Source organism: Delftia tsuruhatensis, assembly GCF_903815225.1.
Lineage (GTDB): Bacteria > Pseudomonadota > Gammaproteobacteria > Burkholderiales > Burkholderiaceae_C > Comamonas > Comamonas tsuruhatensis_A.
The window spans coordinates 4,744,870-4,762,546 of sequence record NZ_LR813084.1 but is presented as its reverse complement, the minus strand read 5'-3'; the positions used below and the strand labels follow the sequence as shown (position 1 = coordinate 4,762,546).

At 67.7% G+C, this 17,677-nt stretch carries 16 protein-coding genes; 3 read left to right on the top strand and 13 right to left on the bottom strand.

The window, feature by feature from the left end; all coding sequences use genetic code 11:
* Positions 1-5: 5 nt before the first annotated feature.
* Positions 6-599 carry an ATP-dependent Clp protease proteolytic subunit gene (locus tag L1Z78_RS21620; RefSeq protein WP_234638399.1) on the top strand — a complete coding sequence of 198 codons (594 nt, stop codon included), beginning with the start codon at positions 6-8 and terminating at the stop codon, positions 597-599.
* A 7-nt stretch (positions 600-606) separates the two neighbouring features.
* On the opposite strand, the gene L1Z78_RS21615 is transcribed toward L1Z78_RS21620, so the two are convergent.
* Positions 607-1,554 carry a DNA/RNA non-specific endonuclease gene (locus L1Z78_RS21615; protein WP_234638398.1) on the bottom strand — a complete coding sequence of 316 codons (948 nt, stop codon included), beginning with the start codon at positions 1,552-1,554 and terminating at the stop codon, positions 607-609.
* Positions 1,555-1,911: 357 nt separating this feature from the next.
* On the opposite strand from L1Z78_RS21615, the gene L1Z78_RS21610 reads away from it, so the two are divergent.
* Both L1Z78_RS21610 and L1Z78_RS21605 read left to right on the top strand, forming a co-directional pair.
* Positions 1,912-2,445: a hypothetical protein gene (locus L1Z78_RS21610; RefSeq protein WP_234638397.1), complete on the top strand. Its 534-nt coding sequence runs from the start codon at positions 1,912-1,914 to the stop codon at positions 2,443-2,445.
* 15 nt (positions 2,446-2,460) lie between these two features.
* Entirely contained in the window at positions 2,461-3,795 is a 1,335-nt protein-coding gene (locus L1Z78_RS21605; protein ID WP_234638396.1) for an EAL domain-containing protein, read from the top strand.
* Between the two features lie 39 nt (positions 3,796-3,834).
* Here L1Z78_RS21605 and L1Z78_RS21600 read toward each other — a convergent pair whose 3' ends face one another.
* The 12 genes from L1Z78_RS21600 to L1Z78_RS21545 form a co-directional block, all read right to left on the bottom strand.
* Positions 3,835-5,109, bottom strand: coding sequence for a glycosyltransferase (locus L1Z78_RS21600; protein ID WP_234638395.1), 1,275 nt, complete (start codon positions 5,107-5,109; stop codon positions 3,835-3,837).
* A 51-nt stretch (positions 5,110-5,160) separates the two neighbouring features.
* Entirely contained in the window at positions 5,161-6,555 is a 1,395-nt protein-coding gene (locus L1Z78_RS21595) for a sigma 54-interacting transcriptional regulator (RefSeq protein ID WP_234638394.1), read from the bottom strand.
* A 50-nt stretch (positions 6,556-6,605) separates the two neighbouring features.
* Positions 6,606-8,858, bottom strand: a complete 2,253-nt coding sequence (locus L1Z78_RS21590; protein ID WP_234638393.1) for a TadG family pilus assembly protein — start codon at positions 8,856-8,858, stop codon at positions 6,606-6,608.
* A 16-nt stretch (positions 8,859-8,874) separates the two neighbouring features.
* Positions 8,875-9,396 (bottom strand): TadE family protein, encoded by a 522-nt coding sequence (locus L1Z78_RS21585; protein WP_234638392.1) that lies wholly within the window; start codon positions 9,394-9,396, stop codon positions 8,875-8,877.
* Positions 9,393-9,899 carry a TadE/TadG family type IV pilus assembly protein gene (locus L1Z78_RS21580; protein ID WP_234638391.1) on the bottom strand — a complete coding sequence of 169 codons (507 nt, stop codon included), beginning with the start codon at positions 9,897-9,899 and terminating at the stop codon, positions 9,393-9,395. The genes L1Z78_RS21585 and L1Z78_RS21580 overlap by 4 nt, the downstream gene beginning before the upstream one ends.
* A gap of 36 nt (positions 9,900-9,935) precedes the next feature.
* The gene (locus L1Z78_RS21575) at positions 9,936-10,379 is read right to left on the bottom strand and encodes a DUF3613 domain-containing protein (protein WP_234638390.1); all 444 of its coding nucleotides are present in this window, start codon (positions 10,377-10,379) and stop codon (positions 9,936-9,938) included.
* A gap of 10 nt (positions 10,380-10,389) precedes the next feature.
* Positions 10,390-11,358 (bottom strand): tetratricopeptide repeat protein, encoded by a 969-nt coding sequence (locus L1Z78_RS21570; protein ID WP_234638389.1) that lies wholly within the window; start codon positions 11,356-11,358, stop codon positions 10,390-10,392.
* 1 nt (position 11,359) lies between these two features.
* A complete protein-coding gene (locus L1Z78_RS21565) occupies positions 11,360-12,352 on the bottom strand; it encodes a type II secretion system F family protein (RefSeq protein ID WP_234638388.1) in 993 nt (330 codons plus the stop codon).
* A gap of 105 nt (positions 12,353-12,457) precedes the next feature.
* The gene (locus L1Z78_RS21560; protein ID WP_234638387.1) at positions 12,458-13,420 is read right to left on the bottom strand and encodes a type II secretion system F family protein; all 963 of its coding nucleotides are present in this window, start codon (positions 13,418-13,420) and stop codon (positions 12,458-12,460) included.
* Positions 13,417-14,739: a CpaF family protein gene (locus L1Z78_RS21555; RefSeq protein WP_234638386.1), complete on the bottom strand. Its 1,323-nt coding sequence runs from the start codon at positions 14,737-14,739 to the stop codon at positions 13,417-13,419. Before L1Z78_RS21555 ends, L1Z78_RS21560 begins: the two co-directional genes overlap by 4 nt.
* A 7-nt stretch (positions 14,740-14,746) precedes the next feature.
* Entirely contained in the window at positions 14,747-16,219 is a 1,473-nt protein-coding gene (locus tag L1Z78_RS21550; RefSeq protein WP_234638385.1) for an AAA family ATPase, read from the bottom strand.
* A 4-nt stretch (positions 16,220-16,223) separates the two neighbouring features.
* Positions 16,224-17,666 carry a type II and III secretion system protein family protein gene (locus L1Z78_RS21545; RefSeq protein ID WP_234642234.1) on the bottom strand — a complete coding sequence of 481 codons (1,443 nt, stop codon included), beginning with the start codon at positions 17,664-17,666 and terminating at the stop codon, positions 16,224-16,226.
* Between the last annotated feature and the right edge of the window lie 11 nt (positions 17,667-17,677).

Genomic DNA, 17,677 nt, shown 5'->3' with positions numbered 1-17,677 from the left:
CGCCCATGCGCGAATCGATGATGCTCGTCCCCATGGTTGTCGAACAGTCGGCGCGCGGAGAGCGGTCCTTCGACATCTATTCGCGGCTGCTGCGCGACCGCGTGATCTTTCTCAATGGCGAGGTGAACGACACGGTCTCGGCCCTGGTCTGCGCCCAGCTGCTGTTCCTGGAGGCCGAGAACCCCGACAAGCCCATCCACCTGTACATCAACTCGCCCGGCGGCGTGATCACCAGCGGGCTGGCCATGTACGACACCATGCAGTTCATCAAGTCCCCCGTGCACACGCTGTGCATGGGCACGGCGCGGTCCATGGGGTCGTTCCTGCTGATGGCCGGCGAGCCCGGTCACCGCATGGCCCTGCCCAATGCCAGCCTGCATGTGCACCAGCCGCTGGGCGGCGTGCAGGGCCAGGCCTCGGACATCCGCATCCATGCCGAGGAAATGCTGCGCACCAAGGAACGTGTGACACGCCTGTATGCCCGGCACTGCGGCCGCAGCTACGAGGAAGTGGAGCGCGACCTGGACCGCGACCGCTTCATGACGGCTGATGAGGCGCGCGACTGGGGCCTGATCGACCGGGTGCTGGAGCCGCGCTGAACACGCCCTAGCTGCCCGTGCGCATCACGCCGGACAGCAAAGGCATCCCCGTGCGCCGGGTGAACTCCTCATAGCTGATGGGCGCTCTCATGCGCGTGTCCGGGCTGTTGGCCTGCCAGTGGACCCAGGAGCGGCCCGTGCTGGCGTCATAGACCAGCTTGAAGATGTGGCTGGGCACGTGGACCTTTCCCGGCCCGATGGTGGAGACTTCGCCGTCGAACACGGGACCGGTGAACACATAGACATCGCCCCTGGCGCGCATGGCATAGCGGCGCGTGTCCTGCTCGACCTTGCTCCAGACGCCGCCGTTGTGGGTCTGGTCCTGGGGGACCATGTTGGCCAGGCTGAAGCTCTGGGCCATGGCCTCGGGGGAGTACATGTCGCCGGCCGGCGCCATGTGCCCGCGCGAGTAGCCGGAGCGGCGGTAGTCGTCCAGCTCGGCGCGCTCGGCGCCGGGCAGGCGCGCGTCGGCATAGAACTTGTCGCTGCGCTTGAGGCCCTGGCCCTGTTCCAGCAACTGGCGATTCAGGCGCTCCACCACGAAGACGGGGGTCTTGGTCTGGCCGCTGTGCAGCACGGCAAAGGCGCTGAAGCACAGTTCGCGCAGTTGGGGCCGTGGCTGCAGGGCCGGGGGCTCGCCACCCGGAAAGAAGTCGCGGCAATGCGAGAAGCCGGTGGCCAGGCTGCCGGCCGGTGGCCTGGCGCCGGAACCTGTATCAGGCTGTTTGCGCAGGTGCTCCAGGCCCGGGATGGGCAGCGTGGACAGCAAGGGCGGCTCGGGCAGCCTGGGGTGCCAGTTCGGGTCCAGGCTGCAACTGGCGATCTGGAAGGTGCCGGCGGCCGCCACCACGGCGGCGAGCACGAAGCGCCACAGGCCGAAGCGGCTCGGGGCTTTCTTCTTGGAGGAGGAGGGGCTGCGCTTGCGCGCGGAAGGCTTCTTGTTCTTGGCAGTCATTCGGGGGCGGCAGCAAGGGGCCGCAAGGGGACGGTGCAGGGATCGGAGCCTAGGAATTTTCCTATGTTTCCGGACGGTGGCCGGCGAGTTGGGCTCTGGGCCGCAGCAGGGGGGCGGGTAACGGCTGCGCAGGGGTGTGTTACGTGACGCGCCCCGTAACACGGGGCCCGGAGTCGCCGCCATGCCGCCATGCGATCCATGTAAATCAAGGGGTTGCGGATGCCTTGGGCGTCGCGCATCGGCATCCGCGCCGTGGCATGGTTGTTGCAACAGGATGCAAAAAAGGGATCGCGATGTCTGGAAATCCAGGTCCGGCGCGTCCCGCTTGATCGATCAAAGGCTTTCGGAGGAGAAACCATGGCCGTTCTCTCGATGTCGTTTGCGGGTACCGCCCTGCCGCGCTTGCGCAATGGATCCGACAAGGTCCGCGGCAGGCCGCTGAATGTGCCTGGCTCGTTCGCCTCTGCGGCCGTGCCGGTCGCGCTGGCCCGGGAGGGCGCGGCGGAGGGGCCGGTCGCGCTGCTGACGAACGTCAGCGAGGGCGTGCGCATCGTGCGCCGCAACGAGATCTCGCCGGCCCAGGCCGGCGCCGTGCTGCGGCAGGGCGACCGGGTCATCGTGCCCGGCCAGGGATACGCACAGGCGGTGTTCCAGGAGCAGGACGGCCAGATGCTGACGGGCCGCTTCGAGGGCGGCACCGATGCCCGGCTGGCCTATTTCAGCAGGAAGGATGGCGCCTGTTCCGTGGTCTTCGACCTGGCCGCGGGCCATGTGGATCTCTCATTGACGGCGCTGCCACGCACGGCCCTGGACACAGGGGCGGGCGAGGGGGCACCGGCCCGCCGGGCCATCGGTTTTCACTGCCATGCACAGGCCATCGCCTGCCGTTGAATCCAGGAGCACACCATGCGGGACACACTTGACAACACGCAATGCGGCAGGCCCGTCAGCCTGATGATCTGGCTTGCCAACCTGGAGGAGCTCAAGTCCGCCTATGGCGGGGCTTTGGCGGAAGCCGCCGTGCAGACCTGCCTGGAGAGGCTGGCCGGACTGGGCATGGCCTCCCATCAGATCGCGCGCAACGGCGCCACCATCATGGTGGCCGACTTCCTGCCACAGGCGCTGGAGGCGACCGGCGACAGGGGCGAACAGCGCTGGGCCGAGGCCATCCAGTCGGCCCTGGGCTGCGATCCCGTGCAGCACGCCAGTACACAGGCCTACCTGCAGGTCGAGGTCGAGGCGCTGGGCTGCATCTCCATGAGCGGCGCCCACGAGATGCAGGGCCGCCACGGCTTTTCCAGCTACCGGCGCCAGGTGCCCGAGTCGGGCCGGCTGCGTGCGCGCTGGAGCCGCTCCTATCAGGATGACATGCAGCTGGCCGGCCGCCTGCTCGATGAGTTGCGCCTGGGCCAGCTGGCGCTGGCCCTGCAGCCGGTGGCGGCGCTGGGAGCGGACGGCACGGGGGATGCCCTCTACCATGAATGCCTGCTGCGCCGCCGCCAGCTCGCGGTCTATGACAACTACACGGTGCCCGAGGCCATCGAGGCGCTGGAGCGCCTGGGCCTGGTCTCGCGCCTGGACCGCAGCGTGCTGTGGTCGGTGCTGGGGGCGCTGCAGGCGTGCTCCGGACACAGCCTGGGCTGCAACCTCTCGGCCAGTTCCTTCGTGGACGAGGCCTGGTGGGACGGCCTGTTCACCTACCTGGAGGACCGCCCCGACGTCGCCCGGCGGCTGGTCGTGGAAATCACGGAGACCAGCGCCTTCCCCTGCGAGAGGAGTGCCCTGGCGCTGGTGCGGCACCTGCAGATCCTGGGCGTGCGCGTGGCGCTGGATGACATCGCGCCCAAGCGCGGCGGCCTGGATATCCTGTCCAGGCTGCGCGCCAACATCATCAAGCTCGACAGGTCGGTGCTGGAGCCGGTGGACGGCAGGCGCTCTCCGAGAATGCTGCAGGACCTGGTGCGCCTGTGCGCCGATGGCGGTGCCTGCGTGGTGCTGGAAGGCATCGAGAGCGCCGAAGATCTGGTGGCGGCCTGGCGGGCCCGGGTGCATGGGGTGCAGGGCTTCTTCGTGGCCCGCCCCTCGCTGCTGCGCCACGGTTTGTTCGACGAGGTCGTGGGGGTCGAGGATGTGCTCCAGCCCACGGATGCCGTGGCCTCGGACTGGGCCGAGCTGTCACTGAGCTGGGCCGGCGCCGTGGCGCGGCCCGAGGCAACGCCCTATACGCTGGCACGGGCCTGAAGGGCACCGGCGGCCGGGCCGGTCCATGTCCGGCGGCGCTCAGGGTACGCGCTGGCGCAGCTGTTCCTGCTGCACCGCCGTGCGGCGCTGGGCGATGGCCAGGCGGAACAGCTCCATGAAGCGCGGGGCCACGTTGGAGATGTGAAAGCGCCGGCCCGTCTCTCGCGCGGCCTTGCCGTAGCGTTCGCGCCGGGCCGGGTCGTCGCGCAACTGGCGGATGGCCGCAAGCCAGGCATCGTCGTTGTCGGGCAGCAGCAGGCCGTTGACATCGTTTTGCACCAGCTCCGGCACGAAGCCCCAGTTCGATCCGATCACGCAGCCGCCGCGCGCCAGGATCTCCATCAGGCCCCAGTTGGCCACGCCATAGCGCAGCGGGTACAGGAACAGGTCCACCGAGGCCAGTGTGCGCGCGAACTCGTCATAGGGCAGCTTGCCCGGAAACTCCACCACCTGGGCCAGGGGATGGATCTGCAGGAGGTGGTCGCGGAAGCTGGCCACCTTGCCCTGGTAGCGCCGCTCCACCCATTGCTGCTCGTAGCCGTAGGTCACGGCCGTGGGGTCGCCCAGCGCGATGAAGCGCATCTGGCGGCCATCGCCTTCGCGCACCAGGCGATCGACCAGGCGCATGAAGGTCTCGAACCCCTTGGAGCTGGACAGGTCGCGCGAGGAGAAGGCCACCGTGAAGCGCGGGTCCTGGCGCGGCGCCACGCCGGCCTGCTCGTCGGGCGCCTGGATGTCGAAGCCCTCGAACTGCACGGCCACGCGCTCCTGCAGCAGGGGCGGGAACAGCGAGCGCGCATGGGCGCTGGGCGTGATGGTCAGGTCGCTGCACAGCACCTGGTGGTAGTGCAGCATTTCCATGTTGCGGTCGGCCAGGCGCTGGGAGAGATCGGGCGGATAGTCCGGCTCGTTGCCGTGGACGCGGTAGCTGGGGAACTCGATGTAGCTGACGATGGCGGCATCGATCTCGCCGTAGAGCAGGTTGGGTGCGCCCCACAGCGAGTGCGTGACCACCACGTCGATGCGCCTGCCCTTGTCCTTCTCGAAGGCCTGCAGCGCCTGCAGCAGGCCCTTGCCTATGCGCGCCGACCGCTCCACCTTGCTGGAGTAGTAATAGCTCTGCGGTCCGACGATGTCGCCGTCGGGCCTGAAGGAGAGCAGGTGGTCGCATTCATGGGCATGGCGTTCGGCATGGCCGGGCATGGTCATGAACCAGCTGTCGGCCGCGCCGCTGGCGCGCAGATGGCTGCACAGAAGGCTGTACTGGCTGGGGTAGACGGCACTGACGAAGATGATGACCGGCTTGTCCTGCATGGTTCGTGTGGCTCTGCGTGATGGGATGGGCTGGATGGTGGGAACGGGCGGTCAGCCGGGCAGGGGCACTTCGGGCTCGCCGTCGCTGATCTGGTACTTGCGCATCTTTTCCCACAGCACCTTGCGGCTGATGCCCAGGTGCTGGGCGGTGTTCTGGCGCTTCCAGTCATTGCTGTTGAGCGCGGCGATGATGCGATTGCGCTCGTCCATGTCCCAGTTGCTGCGGTCGGCCAGCAGGGGCTCGCCACCGCTGGTGTCCGGCGGGAAGGTGGCCGCCGACAGGGCCTGGGCGTGCTGGAGGATGCGCTGCGTGGCGCCGTCCGCGGTCCAGTCGCGTGTCTGGCGGGCGGCCACGCCGATGCGCTCGGCCAGGTTGCGCAGCTCGCGCACGTTGCCGGGGAAGTACATCTGTGCGACGGCATCGAGGATGAAGAAGGGGGGCTCGCCCAGCTCCTTCATCGTGGCCTCGCCCACCACCTTGTGCAGGATGGCGTGGAAGATGGCCAGCTTGTCGGCCTCGCCGCGCTCCTCCAGGCTGGGGATCTGCAGCTCGATCACGGCCAGCCGGAAGAACAGGTCGGCCCGGAAGCGCCCCTCGCGCACCAGCTCGCGCAGCGGCTTGTTGGTGGCCGCCACCAGGCGGAAGTCCAGCCGCACGGCCGCGGCCGAGCCCAGGCGCGTGATGGAGCGTTCCTCCAGCACGCGCAGCAGCTTGACCTGCTGGTACAGCGGCAGGTCGGCGATCTCGTCGAGGAACAGCGTGCCGCCGTTGGCCTGCTCCAGATAGCCCTTGTGGGCGTTCACGGCGCCCGTGAAGGAGCCCTTTGCATGGCCGAAGAACAGGGACTCGAACAGGCCGTCGGGAATGGCGCCGCAGTTGACCACCACGAAGGGGCCCTGGCCATAGCGGCCGTTGCGCTCGTGCAGCCGCTCGGCGATGCGTTCCTTGCCCACGCCGGTCTCGCCGATGATGAGCACGCTGTGCTCGCAGTCGGCAAAGGTGTCCACGTCGCGCAGCAGGCGCTGCATGCAGTCGGCCACCGCGATGATGTCCTCCGAGCGCTGCACCTGGCGCTGGTTGCTCTGCATGCGCCGCAGGATGCGCACCAGCATGGCGCGCAGTTCGGCCCCCGTGAAGTCGAAGGGCAGCACATGGGAGTACTCCATGGCATAGGTGCCGGAGCTGGCGTCGCGCTGCTTGGCGCTGACCCACAGCACGGGCATGCCGAAGGTGCCCTCCACTCCCTGGCGCGTGAAGCGCGCGCCCTCCAGCACGGAGACGCTGACCACGGCAATCGCATTGCCCAGCTCGCTGGTGTCGGCAGGCAGGCTCAGCCCGTCGGCCCGCACCACGTCCACGCCCAGATTGAGCACGCAGCGCTCGACCCGCTCGGCAATGTCGGCCTGGCCTTCCCAGACATAGATGACCAACTCGTCCAGATTCACTGTGCAGTCCCTCGTTGTCGATTCATGGTTCGCTTTTCCCTGCCCGCCGTTCAGAAGACCAGTTGCGCCGTATCGCAGCCAATGGACAGGGCCTTGATGTCCGTCCTGCCCACCTCCAGGCCCAGGGTGTCCTTGAGGACGCCGGTCAGCAGCGTGCCCACGCCGTTGAGGATGGGCTTGAGCACCGTGGTGATCAGCGGCTTGAGCAGGGTGCACAGCGCGCCGCTGCAGTTGAGGTTGTTGTCGCGGTTGAGCAGGGACTGGATCTCGGGGCTGTTGGGGTTGATCGTGTACAGGTACTGCGGATGGGAGGTGAGCAGCTTGGTCACGTTGTTCTTGACGCAGCCATTCCAGTTGAGCAGCGAGCTGAGCAGGCCGGCGCAGCTCTGGTAGCCGTTGTCGAAGGTGGAGATGCCCAGTACGTCCAGCAGGCCGCCAGGCACGCTGGTATAGGAGTTGAGCGCGGCCGAGAAGCTGCCGCTGCTCCAGGTGGAGGAAGGGCAGGCCACCAGCAGGCAGGACTTGGCGATGGCGTTGTTGAACGTGAAATTGGAGGTCAGCAGCGGAGGCATGTAGTCCTTGTCCCCGGCCACCCCCCGGCCATTGAGCAGCAGGTTGGTGACGCTGTTGACGTTGTACAGGCCGTTGACCATGGCTGCGTCCAGGTAGGACTCCAGCAGGCGCGAGGTCAGGTCGGAGGGCGTGCCGCCGGGCGGCTGGAGCAGGCCGCTGAGCAGGTTCAGCAGCCCCGTGACGAGGTTGTTGACCGTGTCGCCCAGCGCCAGCTGGTTCACCTGGGTGGAGCGGTTGGTCTTGGACCAGTTGGGGTCGGAGGGGTCTTCATATCCAGGCTCCATGCCCAGGCCCGTGGTGGAGTCGGTGTACTCCAGGGCCGGGACCCAGAGCTTGCCGGTCAGCACGGGCAGGCGCAGCAGGGTGATCAGTTTTTCGTCCTGCAGGCCTTTTTCGCAGCTTTGCTTGTTGGCGGGGTCCATCTTGCCCACGCAGGCATTGAGGATGGAGGACTTGACCGAAAGGTCCATGGTCTGTGGACTGCGGCTGCACTGCAGTGCCGTCAGCGTGCCCGTGGCGTTGGTGATGTCGATGGCGATGGGCAGCTTGACCTGGGTGCCCAGGATGTCCTTGACCAGCCATTTCAGCGCCCCGCCCAGCAACTGGTCCGTGTCCACGTTCAGGTTCAGGCGGATCTGCGCGCTGTAGCCCTGCGTGCCCACGGGGCCCACGGCGATGGTGGGTGGCTGCACGATGGTCAGCTGGGCCTTGATCAGGCCCGCCACATCAAGCTGGTTGGCCTGCAGCGCATGGCCGTTCGCGCCGATGGCGATGGCGGTCTTGAGGATGTCGCCCATGCCCAGCTGCACGTCCATGGCCGCATTCAGCGGATCGGTGCGGCCGGCACCGATGAAGGCGAACAGGCCCTTCTGGTCATCGATGCTGCCCAGCGGGATCTTGATGGTGCTCAGGCCCAGGTTGATGATCTGGGTCTTGAGCGCGTTGAGCTGCACCGCCAGCGCGTTGTCGGTGATGGCGCTGATGGAGGCATCGATGATGTTGAGGAGGGTGACGCTGGCGAGGTTGGCCACGCCTTCGGGGGACAGGGCGCGCAATTGCTCTATGCCCAGGTTGACGCCCAGTGCCTTGAGCAGGCCGGCTGGCGTGATCTTGGCGTTGGCCAGGCCCTGGGAGTCCAGCAGGGTCAGGGCACCCACATCCAGCCCCACCAGGCCGAGCAGCCCGCCCAGCGGTGTGTCCTTGTTGAAGCGCAGCAACTGCGAGCCGACCTGAAAGGACGCGACGGAGTCATTGCGCATGGCGATGGCCTCGGCCACGACGGCCCGGCTCCAGGGGCCGGGGAAGAGGGTGGGTGAAGTGCCGCCCACCGTGACGCGGGCCGCGTTGAGCGGGCCTGCGCTGGCGTCGAAGAAGCGTCCCCCGCTGGATTGGCGAGCAGGGTCCGCAGGGTTCCAGTTGCCGCAGGTGACCTGGGTCTGGCTGTCGTTGCGGGTCAGTGGCACGGGCCAGTTGCCGGCGATGCTGTCCTGGCCGGCACTCACGCACGCGGCACGGTTGCTGCGCTCGGCATTGATGGCCTGCGCGGCCTGGGTCGCCGCCAGGTCGGCAATGCGCTGCAGGTCGCGCTTGGCGTAGTACATGTAGCCCAGGTCGATGACGCCCAGCATCAGGAACAGCACCGAGCCCAGCAGGGCGAACTGCACGAGCAGGCTGCCGCCTTGCCGCCGCGTGCGGGGGCGGCGTGTGCAGGGGGGGAGGTGGGTGAGCATGCTCGGATCCTCCTGTCTAGCTGGCGGGGGCGAGCCTGACCCGGCTGCGGGCCTCCAGGCGCGTGGGTTCGCCCAGGGTCTGGTTGCCCACCGTCAGGCCTTGGCCCAGCACGGGAGGCAGCATATAGACCACGCTCAGCGTGGCCTGCGATGTGCTCCAGTCGATCTGTATCTGGGTGGGAGCCGTGCCCGGTGGCATGCCACTGGCCGCCAGGCTCTGGTTCACCACGTCGATGGTGGCCTGCAGGATGTTGGCCTGCTCCGCCGGGCGTGTAGGGTTGAAGCCCGCCATTCCACCATAGACCAGTTGCTGGACCATGCGTGCGCCATCGCCCGTGGCGCGTGCGAGCGACTGCTGGGCCTGCAGCACGCGCCAGTAGACGAACATGCCCATCAGCAGCATCACCATGATGCCGGCAATCAGCGCGAACTCCACTGCCGCCACGCCCCGTTGGCGAACGCGCCATGCCGTTGCAGCGGTGATGTCTGCGGCAGCATTGCAGGGGGCGGTGGCGCAGTCGTGCGACCGGTGGCTCATACTCCCCCCCTTTCCACCATGATGCTGGCATTGGCCGTCAGCGTGGCTGGCATGAGCAGGCCCAGGCCTGGCAAGGCTGGTGCTATCGGGTTGCTGCCATAGGGGATGCTGAAACCCACGCGCACCATGCAGCGTTCGGCCATCGGCACGCCGCAGGTCAGCGAAGGCGAGCACAGCTCGCTGTCCTGCAGCCTGCAGATGCGGACGTTGATGCTGGCTGCTGCGGGGCGCAGTTCGGTGGGCAGCCAGTCGAGCCGCTGCTGCACGGTGGTGCGGGCTGCGTCCAGACGGGCGCTGCGGCTGGTCTGGTAGCGCAACGCGGCGCGCGCGGCGTCCTCGGCCGCCGCCTGCATGGATTCACGCACCAGAAAGGCCAGTCCATAACTGATGCAGGCATACAGCAGGGCGAAGAAGACCGGGAAGATGATGGCCCACTCCAGCGCGTAGACCCCCCTCTGCCGGAGGCCGGCAGGGGGGCAGGGGGATGGAGGAGGCCGGCGCATGGTCATTCCTGCAGGCGTGGATGGTCCGGTCCCGCGTCAGTTCCTGGCCCCGGCCTCGACACCGGTCTTGTACAGGGCGGGAATGTCCGTCTCGAAGCTCTTGAGATAGCGCGCATAGCTGCGCCGGGCCTGCTCTCCATCGATGGGACGTGCCCGCCGGCCGGTGCCGCTGTGCTGCATCTGCAGCAACCGTGCTGTGCCCCGGCCGATGTCGATCTCGCGCCTGGGAAGGTACATCACCGTTCCATCAGGATTGGTGTAGAGCGTGTAGCCGACCACGGTGGAGTCGGTGGGGTCTGTGGCGGTGCCGGCAGGTGCATCGCCACGCGCATCCTCGGCCGGCGCCGGAGGGCTCTGCACCTGCCCGAAGCTCTGGGCATGCAATGGCGTCACAGCCAGTGCCCCGCAGGCTGCCAGCAGCCAGGAGGCCAGTGCCGCGGCAGCAGGGCGCTGCGAGGGGGAGCGATGTGTGGCTGGCATGTCATGGTCCTCAAAGTGGCGAGGCCGGCGCAGTGTCCGGGGTGCCGGGTGGCTCGGAAAGAAGAATGCGGCGGGTGGTGCCGGATGGCGCCGTCTTTTTGTCGGGGTCATTCCTGGAGCCAGGTTCCACGACCTGTGCCGGCAGGTTCTCGGGCAGGGGTGCTGGTGGCGGGCTGGTACCGGGCTCCGGGGACAGGGAGGCGCTGCGCAGTCGCACGGCCTCGCGCACGCCGGCCAGTTGTGTCTGCAAGGTCTGAAGCGAGGTCTGGTCGATCAGGGGTGCAACGCCCTTGGCCTGGGGCTGGGCGAGCTGGCGCAGCAACCGCGAGGCTTGTGCCTGGTTGCCGCTGGCCAGCCAGAAAAGGGCCAGGTTCAGCTGGACCCGGGCGTTGCCGGGTGCCAGCTGCGAGGCTTGCATGATGGGAATCTGTGCCGCGTCCAGGCGTCCGTCCAGCATGTGTGCGTAGGCCAGGTCGCTGAGGACGCTGGCATCGATGGGGTTGAGCTGGCGGGCCTTGTCCAACTGTTCCACGGCTTGGCCATACTGGCCCTGACTGGCGTGCAGCAGGCCCAGGCCTCGGCGCGCGCGCGCCTGGGTTGCCCCCTGCAGCAGGGACTGGTATGCCTGCCGGGCCTGCTCTGCCTGGCCCGTGTTGCGCAGGGCGTCCGCCCGCATCAGCAGCGACTCCGGGCTCGCGCCGTATTGCTGCTCGAAGGCTTCGGTATGCGCCAGCGATGCATACCACTGGCCGGCCTGCTGCATTTGCGTTATCAGGTCCAGATAGGTCTGGGCGTTGTCGACCTGGGTGGCGCGCTGGGCGCTTTGCAACTGCTGCTGGGCCTGGGCGGCCGTCTCCTGCTGCGGGGAGGGGGTTCCATAGCCCTGCGGGGCCTTGCCGGCACAGCCGGCCATGGCCAGCACGGCCAGCAGCAGGACCATCGGCGTTCGCCGGATATGCATGCCCTGGTTGTGTCGCATGTCAACGTCCTCCCATGGTGGTCAAGGCCCGGATCACGGCCAGGAAGCCGGGGCCCGCCGTGATGACGAGCAGGGCGGGTAGCAGCGTGAGGACCATGACGCCCGTCATCTTGACGGTGATGGAACCTATCTTCTCCTTGAAGCTGGCCTGGCGCTTTTCGCGCAGACGGATGCTGAACTCCTTGAGCGGTTCCTGGACGGCACCGCCGTGCCTGTCCACCTGGACCAGCAGGTTGACGATGGCGCTCATGTCGTCGTCGGCGCTCATGTTGACCATTCTCTGAAAGGACTGCTCCCGCGTGCGCCCGGTGTTGTAGAGCTGGTTGGCCAGGGCCAGCTCGCCGCTGATGACGCAAAGGACGCTCTTGAACTCCGAAGACAGGATCTGCAGGCTCTGGTCCACGCTCAGGCCCACGCCCTGCAGCAGCCGCAGCAGGTCGACGAACAGAGGCAGTTCCTCCACCACCTGTTCGCGTCGGCGCCTGGCGCGCGAGCGCATGAGCCACTTGGGAAGCATGAGGCCCAGGCTCAGGCCGATGAAGCCGTAGGCCAGGCCCATGTCGCCGCCGGGGCGCAGCACCCCCAGGATCAGCAGAGGCAGGAGCATGCACAGCACCATGCGGCTGGCGACATAGAGCATGCTTCCGTTGCGCGTGCCCAGGCCGGCCTGGTCCAAAAGCTTGCGGTCTTCGTCGGCCAGCAGGGCCTTGGCCACTCCCCATTGCAGCCATGCCGGAGGCGGCAGGCTGGCGGCCTTGGCCTGGGGTGTGTCCGAGGCACGTACGTTGAGGGACAGTGGATTGAGCAACTGCGCATCACTGGCGGACGTGGGCGGCTTCATGGCCGATGCGCTTTCGCGGGCCTGGAGTATCTTCGCCACCTGGCTGGAGGCGCGTGCCGAGCGCCACAGCCTCCATGCCAGGGTCGACGCCCACAGCAGCAGTCCCAGGGCGCCCAGGCAGATGCTGGCGATCCACAGCTGCTGCGTGTTCATCCGTTGGTCCTCCACTGGGGGGCCCTGCATGGGCAGTACGCCGGGCCTGGCCGCGTGACTGGGCCGACGGTGCGAAGAGAAAGAGGGGGCTGTGTCTGCATGGAGTCACCTGAGGCGTGCCAGCCGGTAGAGAAGGAAGGCCCCGCACACTTCCAGGGCTGCCGCGACCAGGATCATGGTCTGGCCGCTGTCATCGTTCCACATGCGCAGGAAGTACCCCCGGTTGATGACCATGATCAGGGCGCCCACCACCAGGGGCAGGAGGGCCAGAACCCAGGCGGACATGCGGATTTCGGAGGACAGCGCATGCAGTTCGCGCTCGGCGGACTGGCGGTCGCGGATATAGGCCGACACGCGCTCCAGCACGAGGTCGGCGCGGCCGCCATAGCGCACGCTCATGCGGAAGACGGCGGCAAGCAGGCCGAACTCGGGCAGGCGCCAGTTGCGTTCGAGCTGACCCATGGCCTGGCCCAGGTCGGGCGACGCGCTGAGCAGGGAGGCCGCCTGCTGCAGGGCATCGCCCAGCGGGGAGGGAACGTTGTTCAATGCCATCTGGAAGGCCGCATGGGGCGAGTTGCCTATGGAGATCAGGCGCACCATGTTGTCCAGGAAGCCGGGCAACTGTTGCAGCAGCCTCTCGCGGCGCTTGCCCTGCCGCCGCCAGATGCCGAAGGCAAGCACGACCGCATAGAGGGCTGCGATCGTCACTGCGGCGGCTGCACCGGCCTGGGTTGCGGCCAGCAGCGACAGGACCGCGCCCGTGGTGGCGAACAGGATCAGCGCGCGGGAGGAGATGCCCCAGGACTGTACGCCCAACTGCTCGGACAGCCATTGCAACGCGGCGGGCCTGGCACTCGCCTGCGGCGGGGCCGACCTGAAGGAGGGCTCGGCCAGAGGCAGCGCAGGCGCCGCGGCTTCCCGGGCTCCATCGACACTGCGCTGCATATGCCGGCTGATCGACTGCTCATGCTCCTTGCGGCGCCCGCGTGAGAACACCCACAGCGCCATGGCCAGCAGCAGGCATGCCAGTGCGCCCAGGACCAGGGTGGCGGGGCTCAGGCCGGTCATCGCACCGCTCCGTTGCCTGCCTGCTGCTGGGATCTCCACCAGCTCAGCAGCTTGGGCGAATGGGGCGAGATGCCCAGCGAGACCCAGTGGTCGATCTCCTGTCCGTCGGTCCCCACCTGAGGCTCGTAGCGGTACAGCTCCTGCATGGAGATCATGTTGTCGGTCATGCCGGTGACCTCGGTCAGCGACAGCAGGCGGCGGCGGCCGTTGGACAGGCGACCTATCTGCACGATGAAGTCCACGGCGTTGGCGATCTGGCGGCGCAGGCTGACCTCGCTGCCCTGAAAGCCGGCGAAGCCGGCCAGCATCTCGGCGCGGTACAGGCATTCGCGCGGCGAGCTGGCGTGGATGGTACCCATGGAGCCGTCGTGGCCGGTGTTCATGGCCTGCAGCAGCTCCAGCACCTCGCCGCCGCGCACTTCGCCGACGATGATGCGGTCCGGCCGCATGCGCAGGCTGTTGCGCAGCAGGTCGCGGATGCTGACGTGGCCGGATCCGTCGAAGCCGCCGGGGCGGCTTTCCAGCCGGACCACGTGGTTGTGGTTGAGGGCCAGCTCGGCCGTGTCCTCGATGCTGACGATGCGCTCGCTGCCGGGGATGAAGCTGGCCAGCGCGTTCAGCAGCGAGGTCTTGCCCGAGCTGGTGCCGCCGCTGACCAGGATGTTGCAGCGTGCCTGCACCGCCATCTCCAGGATGCGGCAGATGTCCTGGTTGAAGGTGCCCAGCTGCACCAGTTCGGCTGGGGTCAGAGGATCCTTGCGGAACTTGCGGATGGAGACCGAGGGGCCGTCGATGGACAGCGGTTCGATGATGACGTTGATGCGGCCGCCATCGGGCAGGCGCGCATCGACCATGGGGCTGGACTCGTCCAGGCGCCGGCCCAGCGGCGCCAGGATGCGGCGCACGATGCGCAGCACATGCTCGTCGTCCTTGAAGTGCAGGGTCTCGCGCTGCAGCACGCCGCCGCGCGAGACGTAGATGTTGCCATGGCCGTTGATGAGAATGTCCTCGACGCGAGGGTCCTCCAGCAGCGGTTGCAGCGGTCCCAGGCCCGTGAGTTCGCGCGTCAGGGCGCGAGCCACCAGCAGCGCCTCCTGCTCGTTGACGGGCACCGAGTGCAGGCGGATGAAGCTGTCCAGCTCCATCAGCACGAACTGCGCGATGGCGGCCTGTGACCAGCGGCCGAACTCGGCTCCAAGCTCCTCGATACGGCTGAGAAGGTGCTCGTGCGTGCGGTTTTTCAGGTCGAGGAACAGCGCGCTTTGCTCGAATTCACTGGCCTGGGTATCCGCCAGATTGGGATAAGCCGTGGTCGTCATGGTGCGTTCAGCTTCTTGTTCGGTGGAAGAAACGGTTCAGGCCACGGGCCGCCCCGGCCTGCTCACCTGCGTGGGCCTGGTGATGGCTGGTCATCAGCAGCGTGGCCAGCTTGTCCACGGCCTGCACATAAGGCTCGCGCTGCAGCCGGCTGGGCAGCAACTGTCCCTGATTGACAGCCTGGGCCAGTTCGCGCCGCCGCTCCGGGATGGTGGCCAGCAGCGGCAGCTTCAGTTGCCTGGCGATCTGCTGGGCGTCCAGCTCCAGCTGGCTGTCATGTCGACTGACGATGAGGTGCAGGCGTTCGCGTTCTATCTTCTGCTCCTCGAGCTGGCGCAGCAGTTCGGTCGTGGAGACCACGCTGGCCACGCTCTGGTCGCAGACCACCCAGACCTGGCTGGCGCGCAGGGCCACGCGCATGGCCAGGTGCGTGGGGACCACGGCACCCAGGTCGGCCACCACATGGCGGAAGTACTGGCGCATGCGCGCCAGCAGCGCGTCGACATCGGCGTACGAGACATCGCGCAGGCGGCTGGGCTGGCGCGGCAGCGTGAGCATGCGCAGTCCACTGTCGTGGCGCGCCAGCCCGGTCGACGCGAGCCTGCGGTCGAAGCGGCGAAGGTTGTTGACGGCCTCAATGAAGTCGAAGTCGCTGAGCGTGCCCAGGTAGAGGCCGCAGTCGCCGCCGGGATTGCCCAGGTCGATGAGCAGGCCGTCAAGGGTTTCGTTGCTGATTTCGCTGGCGCTGATTTCCTTGCCCTGGGTGGTGCCATGCAGGCGCTTTTGCAGATACCAGGCCAGATGCGAAGCCAGCAGGCTGCTGCCCAGTCCGGCGCGGGCGGAGAGGATGGCCGTCAGGGGGGCGCTGGGACCGCTGGCCTGCGATGCAGGCATGCGCTGGATCAGTTCGCGCACCGTCTGCTGGGCGGCCTGTATCGGGGCGTCCACATCCAGGAAATCCTGTACGCCGGCACGTAGCGCCGCCAGCATGCATTGCGGGTACTTGGTGCGGCCCACGGCAACGCAGGGCAGGTGGGGGTGCGAGATGTGCAACTGCGATGCCAGCTGCGCGGCCTCGTCGGTGGACAAAGGGTCGAAATGCACGAAGATGGCATGCGGCATGTGGCGCTGCGCCAGCTCGGAGACGTTGTCCTGGAAGCGCGCCACATGCAGCCGGGAGCCGTCCAGCATGCGCTGCATCCACGCCTGGGCCAGCGCGCTTTCAGGCGTGCCCGCGTGGATGAACAGCAACTCCACCTGCAGATCCGCGTCCAGGGGCTGCGGAGGCGGGCGCAGCGTGTCCGTGCCGGCATAGGCAGACACCCTGTCCTGGGTTGCCGCCTCTTGCGCAGGCAGCATCTGGCCGGCCCGAGGGACCGGGGTCCGCAGACCCAGCAGCGTCTCCAGCGAGGTGGGTGAGCCGATGGCCGGCGAGCCCGCAGACTCCAAGGGCGAATCGGTGGCGGTGGGCTTGCTTGTCATGTCGTCAGTACGAGAATCCGGGGACGGCGGTGTCGTGGTTCATTCCGCCTGCGAGGTAGGGCAGCCAGACCTTTGCGGCATGGCGCTGCTCCGATTGCACGCCGGGCAGCAGGGCTTCGAGATCGGTGCTGGCGGGCAGCGGGTGGACCAGGCGGGGCGTCACGATGATCACCAGCTCGGTCTCTTCCTGCGTGTAGTTCAGGTTCTTGAAGAAGGCTCCTATCACCGGCAGGTCGCCCAGCAGGGGAACCTTGCTCACGTTGGAAGTCGTGGCACGGCTGACCAGGCCGCCGATGACGAAGCTCTCGCCATCGGCCAGTTCCACCGAGGTGTCTGCCCGGCGCGTGCGTATGGCGGGCACGGTGACGCCGCTGATGGTGACGCCGCTGTTGAAGTCCAGGTCGCTGGCTTCGGGAGAAACCTTCAGGGCGATGCGTTCGTCGGACAGGATGGTCGGCGTCAATTGCAGCTTGATGCCGAACTCCTTGTACTGGATGGCGATGTTGCCGTCGCGGGCCGGCACGGGGATCGGCAGTTCTCCGCCCGCCAGGAAACTGGCGTTCTGGCCTGTCTGGGCCAGCAGCGTGGGCCGTGCCAGCACGCGGGCCATGCCATTGCCCTCGAGAATGCTCAACTGGGTGACGATGCCGGCACCGCTGAAGGCCTTGCCGAAGGTCATGACCAGGCTCATCGCGCTGGCGATGGCCGAGGATGTGTTGTTGGATACGCCGCCGGAGCCTGTGCTTCCCGAGCCCGTGCTTCCCGAGCCGGTGTTGCCGCTTCCCGTACCCGTGCCGCTGGTATTGGTACTGATGCTGCCGACGACGCCGGGGCTGAAGCTGCCGAAGCTGAAGCCCTGGTTGTTGCGCCCGCCGCTATAGATGTTGACACCGATGCGCTTCATCGCTGATTTCTTGAATTCCACCACCTGCACGTCCACCTGTACGGTATTGCTCCTGACGTCGATCTGCGAGTTGTCCAGGAGCAGGGTCTGCGCAGGCGCGCCCTGGCGCAGCTCGGCCACGGCCCGGGCATGCTCGGGCACCGAGGTCAGGCGCTTTTCCAGCACCAGGTGCTGGCCCCGGACCTGCACGATCCAGTGCTGTGGCAGGCCGCTCTTGTGGGGCCAGGCCACCAGTGTGGTACTGCCCTGGGCCTTGGGCGTGAGCAGCAGCTGCGCCGCTCCGGAATCGGCGCCGGGCGTGGCGCGCAGCACCTTGACGTCCAGTATGTTGGGGTCGCCCACGGCAATGCGGCCCGGAATGAATCCCGGCTGCAGCAGATGCTGGCGGCCGGCCACGAGCTGCAGGGATTCGCCATGCGGGCCATCGATCGCACCAGCAGAGCGGGGGCCCGTGGCGTCCGGGGTGTCCAGCGAGTTGGAAGCGGCGGGCTGCAGTGCCAGCAGGGCGGCTCCCCCGCACAGGGCCCAGGCGGCGCGCTGCATGGGCGTCGAGC